The organism is Pirellulales bacterium (assembly GCA_035546535.1).
Lineage (GTDB): Bacteria > Planctomycetota > Planctomycetia > Pirellulales > JACPPG01 > JACPPG01.
In genome coordinates this window covers 40,776-47,439 of record DASZWQ010000091.1, presented here as the reverse complement: position 1 = coordinate 47,439, position 6,664 = coordinate 40,776, and the positions used below count along the sequence as shown (strand labels likewise).

Sequence of the window (6,664 nt, the reverse complement as noted above, 5' to 3'; positions counted from 1 at the left end):
CTGTGGCTTACTGCGCCCAATTCGTTACCAACGCGCTGTTACGACCATTTCATGCCCAATTCGGTCGCGATTTGCACCCCTGCCTTTGCTCCGGCGACTTTGCTTTGCTCGTTCAACCTTGCCCAGATTCCCGGATGCACTTTTCGGTAGAGACAGGCGTGTCCTTGAATCTGGTCGTCCCGAATCAGTCTTGCCCAGGTTGCCGGATTCACTTTTCGGGAGGGACATGTACTGGAGCAACTATGCATTCAAAATAGCCGCCAGTATCTCGAGGAACCAGCCGGTTTTGCTCCGCTGCACTCGTGTCAAGGACTACGCGTTCTAGTGTTCTGAACTTCCGCAAAACATTTACGACACCCTTTGATATTTGCGTCGCTGTAATCGAGAGGGTTCGCAAACGTGGCATCGACGACAGTTGTTGAATTCCGGACGTTGTAACGTCTGTGTTATCGAGAAATAACTCTTCAAGTGCATTCAACATGGCAATAGTTGCCAGGCCAGCATCAGTTACATTCGTGCCAAAGATACTGAGCACCTTAATCCTCGGGTGTCTCGAAATCTCCGCAACTCCGTCATCGGTGATCTGATTAGCTCCAAGATAAAGCGCCGTAAGCGAGTTTAAGGCCAGCAGGTGAATTAGGTCGGCATCGCTAATCCCGAGATTATTCAGGCACAAGGAACGCAATTGTGTGAAATGCTTGACGTTCGCGAGTGATTCACAAGTTACTCGGGAGCCGCCCACGCTAATTGATGTTAGTTGCGTAGCGGGTTTGAGAACATGCCAAATCTCGCCGTCAACGTGCGATTCGTCAATTGAAATGTCTTGGACAGACCGAAGCCAAGTGGCTCCTTCAAACGATGATGATGTGGCGTGCGTTCGGCTGGCATCCAGCATTCTTAGTCCGCTGAGCCGCGCAAGGGATCGGATGCCGTCTGCACCGACTGGGTTTCCACTAATAACGAGAAATTGCAGCCAGCTCATATAACCTATATGCGCCAACGACCGGTCGGATACGTCTGATCCAGCAATCAAAAGCGAACGCAGCCAAGAAAAATTCGTCAGCGAATCCACAAAACGATCATCCAAAGCCACCCCATTGAGCGCTATTTCGGAAGGCTGTACCAGCGCCTGTCGGGCAGTGATATTTGGTAGCTGCAACAAATGCTGAATGATCCTGCGCTCGCAAGGGTCACCGTAGCTGTATCTTCCTCCCACCTCGACGATTGTCGAGAGTAATCTCGATCGCCTGCGTATTTCGGAACGTCCAAACATAGGGCTGTTCTAAATGTTCTGTGTTTCAAATGAACCCAGGACACTCTGTTGCGATAATGGCCGAATATGCTCGAGCAAGCACGCCATTTCCCGCTCGCAAGGCAGCATCACGCGTTCGTACAAGCATTTCGCACGCAAGATTTTTATTCGGAAACATACGCTGGATATTCATCCATGTCTTCCAGGCCCTTGCATCTGGCCCCATCGGCCCAATTGGAACGATTGGCGTCGCCTGCTGAGGTTGGGGCCGGCGATCGCAACCGCCGAGCGGATGCCAAAAGTAGTGGCAGTAATCGTCCCAACTCGGACATCCAAACCCGAGTACGTCAAGTCCACTTGGGTCGATCCCATTGACTGGATTGCCACCAACATATCTGTATAGGTTCCACTCATCGGTTTCGATCGGATCCTGACTCAGCCATCGCGCCAGATTCGGATTATAATATCGTTGCCGCACGTAGAGCAAACTCGAGTCCGTATAGTACCCCACCCCGCCTAGAAATTGGTACTGCTGGGTGAGTAGTTGCTTACCCGAGGTGACGTTCCCGTAAGCCCCGTAACTATAGTTTGCCAACGCGGCCCCCCCGACGGCGGTTACGAGCTGCGCCGAACCCAGCCGGTCAAGATGATAGTAGTAGCTGTTAGCGGGCGTCGTCTGTCGCAGGCTGACAAGGTTACCAAACGTTGTTGGCACACCCGTGTAGACGACCTGCAGCGCGTTGCTGCCATCAGTTTCTTCCAGCGGGCTCTGCACATCCCAGAGGAATTTCGTGGTCGTTCCCGCCTGCACCTTCGTTGCGCGCAGGCCGTCTGCATTATAGGTGCAGGTGACGAGACTGCCACTGCCGAGGTCGTAACGGCTCAGCCGGTTTTCGTTGTCCCACACGTGGGTCACGGCGGCAGTGGCGGTTTTCGCTCCTTTTTGATTCCCGGCCCCATCAAAGAGATAGGTCGTAACAACCCCGGTATTGTTTGCGTTCCGCAGTTGATTGGCGACGTCGTAGCTGTACGTCGTTACCAGGGCACCGGTGCGCAGCTGCGTCCGATTCCCGGCAGCGTCGTAGACGTGGGTCGTAGGACTTGCGCCCTGCGGATTCTCGCGAAGCAGTTGATAGACCGGGTCGTACGTCCAAGTCGTTGTCATCAACGCACTGTTCACCTCATTCGTCGAGGTTCCGGCCACCGCGTTTCCCACAGCGTCGTACCTGTAGCTATTGACGACAATGGTCGTAATGCTTGTGCCGAGTGCTGCCAGACGCGTAATTCGATTCGTCGCATCGTATGACGTACTGGTGCTCACCCCGTTGGCTTGCACCATCCGTGTGACACGACTCGCCGCATCATAGGACCACGTCGTTCGATCTCCTTCCGGGTTCAGCAAGCGAGTCAATCGATTCGCCGTGTCGTAGCTGTAGCTGAATCGCCCTCCGAACGGCTCGGTCATAACGCTGCGGCGCGAAGCCGCATCGTAGGAATAGGTGATGCGTTTGCCGGCCGGGTTGGTCACTACTGAGAGGCGATCGAGCTTGTCATAGCTGTACGTCGTATTGCCGGTGCTATCGCGTAATTGCGTGCGATTGCCGACGCCGTCATAGGCCATCGTTACCGGGGGATCCGCCGAATAACGGCGCCCTGTGGGGCGACTCGCGGCGTCGTAAGAATAGGTCGTACGGACAAGACGAGGATCAAGGCGAGATTTCGTGCGCCCAACAGCATCATAAGTGTAGGACGTGCGCCGCAGCAGCGGATCGATCTTCATCGTTAGACGACCAGCCTTATCATAGACCATCGTCGTGCGCTTCCCTCGGGCGTCGATCAGGCCCACCCATCGCGACGCGGCGTCAAAAACATTGGTCGTACGGTTGCGATTGGCATCGATGGTCGACTTGATCCGCTCATCGGCGTCATAGACGAATGTCGTCCGATGGCCATTTGCGTCGATCAGGCCGATTCTGTCTCCATCCTTGTTGTAGACAAAAGTCGTCGTATTTCCCAACGCGTCCTGTTGGGTCGCCGGAAGCTGCAGGGCGTTAACCGTGAACGTCGCTCGATGATTGAGCGGATCGATGATTGCGCTAAGATTGCCCGCCAGGTCATAAGTCGTGGAAGTGCGATTTCCGAGTGGATCGATGAGCGCACTGAGACGGTTCTCTTTGTCGAAGCGATTGCTGACCGTATTCCCAAGTGGATTGGTTACCGATATTTGATTCCCAACCGCGTCATAACCATAGGTCGTCCGTTGACCGAGCGGCTCGATGGCGACGACGAGCCGCTCCGCACTGTCGTAGGTGATTGTGGCGATTCTGCCCAAGGCGTCGATGTTTCTGCGAACATTCCCCGCCGCGTCGTAGGCATACGAAGTGCGATTGCCCAGTGGATCGATGAGAGCGATCAGGCAGCCATTATTGTCATACCGCCGCGAACTAGTCTCGTTGAGCGGATCGGTGGACGACGTCAATCGACCGTTTAAGTCATAGGTATAGCTGCTGCGATTCCCCAGCGGATCAATGCGTGCGGTAACACGGTTCATCAGGAAAAAACGGGGACAGGTCCAGTTTTCGGATCCGCGCGGTTTTCGGCGTGCCCGCATCCTTGCCACTTTTCCCCGAAATCGCAAATAACTGGGCCTGCCCACTCCCGTCCCCTCTGGGCCTGTCCCGGCTCCCCTCCTCGTTTCCTGCAGCTTCACATCGCTCTTAATCGGGGCGAGAGGATTTGAACCTCCGACCCCCTGCTCCCAAAGCAGGTGCGCTAGCCAGACTGCGCCACGCCCCGAATTTTTTGATATTTCGTGGCCCGGCCGGGTCGCACGAATCGCGACGCCGTTCGCGGCCACTGGCAAAATCGTACCTGACAACGGCCGTTCCGGCAAACGCGGTCTTTGCACGCTGCGATAATTGTCAAAGCTGCAAGTCTGTGTCGTTTGCTTCTATAGCCGGCCTCTTTGAGGCCGGGGCTTTCTGGTGTCACCTCCGGGGTCGCAGACCCCGGCTACAGAATAGAGCGAGTCCGCCGGCCCGGATCACTGGTCAGTCACGTCCCGCAACCCTTCGCATCGCGCGCCAGCGTTGCCGCCAGGTGCGCGCTGCTTTATTCTTAGCTTGGGCTCTTCGAGCCATGAACTGAACGACACTTTTTCGCCCGGCTTCGACCGGCAGGAGAATGAATGACTTTCGCTCGACCGACGCGGCAACAGCTCGCGTCCTGGCACGTGTTCGCTCTCTCGTTCGTCGCGAGGTTCGCGACTCTCAAAAGTGCTGCTGGATCGAAGGTCCGCGGCAATTCATTCAAGCGGCCGATGCCGCTTTCGACTGCGAAGCGGTCATTTGTTCGCCCATCCTGCTGAAGAGCCCCGCGGCCGGCGTGATGATGTACGAGCTGGTGCGCCGGTCGGCAGCCTGCGAAGCGTGCTAGCGTACCCCGCTCGTCGGTTTCCCCCATGACTAACCGACCAGTTTCCGTCGTCTTTAGATGCACGCGCCCCACACGCGCCGCGAACGATCTGGGCGCGGCGGGCAATTTCGGTTAATTACCTGCCTCGCGCGCCGGGCCTTGGCGCCGGCGAACAAACGCCCTTTCTGAAAGCAATCCCTATGGCGAAGTCGAAGCGCAAGACAGTGGCTCAGACCGTGGTCGATACGGCCGGCGTCGGACTGCCGCCGCCGGTGCGCAAGGCGGTCGGCAGCCGCTGGGGCGCGCGGCTCGTCGTCGTGCTGGTGCTGGCCTTGCTGGGGACGGGCATCGCCACGATCGACTGGGATGGTTGGCGGCCGCGTTTGAAGTTCGACAAACAGCGCCTGGAAGAAGTGGAAAAGGAAGTGCGCGACGAAGTGAAATTGGTTGCCGAGAAAATCGGCGACAAACCCAAAGAGCCGGAGCCGCCCCGCCCGCTGGAACGCCTGCAACAAGGGGTGAAAAAGATCGGCGCGCGAATCACGAAAGAGCAGTCGAAATAAGATTTCCTCGACCGGGCCGCGGGTGATGTCGCACTTACTCCTTGTTGCGATCGTCGCCTTCGCCGGAGTTCTACTCCTGGCATTCGGGTGGCACGAGGTGTTCCGCACTTTCCAAGGGCGTCCGTCCGCGGACGACCGCCGCAGGTGGCTGTTCTGCGTGCTGTTGGCCCTGATCGTGGCCGCAGCGCCCCTCTTTCCGGTAGTGATCGTCGCGGGCATGGAACGCTACGCACGCGTGCCGTTCGTCCCGTGGGTCCTTCCGCTCAAGCGGTAGCGCGGATCGCGCTTCGCAACCTCTGGCGAATCTCCACTCGAATGTGCTAACGACCGCCCGTTGCGTCAGAGCATGCCACTAAGAATAATGGCGCCCATTAACCGGGCACTCGTGGGGAATTCTCGCAGCAATGGTCGAACCGAACGTTTACCTCACCGCGCAGCAGCACATCCAGGACGAGCAACGACGTCATTACCCCCACGCCAGCGGCGAGTTTTCCTGGATGCTCTCGGGCATCACGCTGGCCACTAAGATCGTGGCGGCGCAGATTCGTCGGGCTGGACTGGTCGACGTCGTCGGTAGCGCCGGCACCTCGAACGTGCAGGGCGAGGTCGTGCAAAAGCTCGACTTGCTGGCCAATCAGGCGCTGCTCACGTGCCTGGGCAATCGTGGCAACGTCGGCGTTTTGGCCTCGGAGGAGAACGAAGACCCGGTCGTCGTGCTGCCCGACCCTCAGTACGGCAAGTACGTGGTGATCTTCGATCCGCTCGACGGTTCGAGCAATATCGACGTGAACGTCAGCGTCGGCACGATCTTTTCGATTTTTCGCCGCGAGCCGGATCCCGCCGGCCAGCGCGATCCACAGGCTGACGTGTTGCAGCCGGGCACGCGGCAAATTGCCGCCGGCTACGTGGTGTACGGCGCCTCGACGATGCTGGTCTACAGCACCGGTCACGGCGTACACGGGTTCACGCTTGATCCGTCGTACGGCGCCTACGTTCTGACGCACCCCAACATGACGATGCCGGAGAGCGGTCCCTACTATTCGGTGAACGACGCCAACCTCGCCAGCTTTCCGCCGGCTTATATCAGGTTTCTCTCCAAGCTGCGTGAAGGCGTCAACGGTCGCGCGTATTCGTCGCGCTATGTCGGTTCGCTGGTCGCCGATTTCCATCGCACGCTGCTCAAGGGGGGCATTTTTCTCTATCCGCCCACGAAGCGTCATCCGGGCGGGAAGCTACGGCTGATGTACGAGGCGAACCCGATCGCCTTTCTCGCCGAACAAGCCGGCGGCCTGGCCACCAACGGCACGGAGCGAATTCTGACAATCGAACCGAAGAGCCTGCACCAGCGCACGACGCTGGTCGTGGGCAGCCGGCAGGAAGTGATGCTCCTGGGCGAGATGCTCGGGAACGGGTAGGAACTTGCTTTACCTCGTGG

The 6,664-nt window shown here is 57.9% G+C and carries 6 protein-coding genes and 1 tRNA gene; 4 read left to right on the top strand and 3 right to left on the bottom strand.

Features of this window, described 5'->3' with window-relative positions:
• Positions 1-208: 208 nt before the first annotated feature.
• The 3 genes from VHD36_11965 to VHD36_11955 form a co-directional block, all read right to left on the bottom strand.
• A complete protein-coding gene (locus VHD36_11965; protein ID HVU88027.1) occupies positions 209-1,162 on the bottom strand; it encodes a hypothetical protein in 954 nt (317 codons plus the stop codon).
• A 136-nt stretch (positions 1,163-1,298) separates the two neighbouring features.
• Positions 1,299-3,803: an RHS repeat-associated core domain-containing protein gene (locus VHD36_11960; protein ID HVU88026.1), complete on the bottom strand. Its 2,505-nt coding sequence runs from the start codon at positions 3,801-3,803 to the stop codon at positions 1,299-1,301.
• 170 nt (positions 3,804-3,973) lie between these two features.
• Positions 3,974-4,048, bottom strand: a tRNA-Pro gene (locus tag VHD36_11955).
• A gap of 387 nt (positions 4,049-4,435) precedes the next feature.
• Between VHD36_11955 and VHD36_11950 the strand changes: the two genes are divergently transcribed.
• The 4 genes from VHD36_11950 (at position 4,436) to fbp (ending at position 6,644) form a co-directional block, all read left to right on the top strand.
• Complete coding sequence (locus tag VHD36_11950) at positions 4,436-4,687, top strand: hypothetical protein (protein HVU88025.1); 252 nt, start codon at positions 4,436-4,438, stop codon at positions 4,685-4,687.
• Between the two features lie 179 nt (positions 4,688-4,866).
• Positions 4,867-5,229: a hypothetical protein gene (locus tag VHD36_11945; GenBank protein HVU88024.1), complete on the top strand. Its 363-nt coding sequence runs from the start codon at positions 4,867-4,869 to the stop codon at positions 5,227-5,229.
• A 25-nt stretch (positions 5,230-5,254) separates the two neighbouring features.
• Positions 5,255-5,503: a hypothetical protein gene (locus tag VHD36_11940; protein ID HVU88023.1), complete on the top strand. Its 249-nt coding sequence runs from the start codon at positions 5,255-5,257 to the stop codon at positions 5,501-5,503.
• Positions 5,504-5,633: 130 nt separating this feature from the next.
• Positions 5,634-6,644 (top strand): class 1 fructose-bisphosphatase, encoded by a 1,011-nt coding sequence (fbp, locus tag VHD36_11935; protein ID HVU88022.1) that lies wholly within the window; start codon positions 5,634-5,636, stop codon positions 6,642-6,644.
• Positions 6,645-6,664: the final 20 nt, after the last annotated feature.

Excerpts from the sequence above, each read along its gene's own strand:
- VHD36_11960 (HVU88026.1), bottom strand. The coding sequence starts at position 3,803 with ATGAACCGTGTTACCGCACGCATTGATCCGCTGGGGAATCGCAGCAGC.
- VHD36_11950 (HVU88025.1), top strand. The coding sequence starts at position 4,436 with ATGAATGACTTTCGCTCGACCGACGCGGCAACAGCTCGCGTCCTGGCA.
- VHD36_11945 (HVU88024.1), top strand. The coding sequence starts at position 4,867 with ATGGCGAAGTCGAAGCGCAAGACAGTGGCTCAGACCGTGGTCGATACG.
- VHD36_11940 (HVU88023.1), top strand. The coding sequence starts at position 5,255 with ATGTCGCACTTACTCCTTGTTGCGATCGTCGCCTTCGCCGGAGTTCTA.
- fbp (HVU88022.1), top strand. The coding sequence starts at position 5,634 with ATGGTCGAACCGAACGTTTACCTCACCGCGCAGCAGCACATCCAGGAC.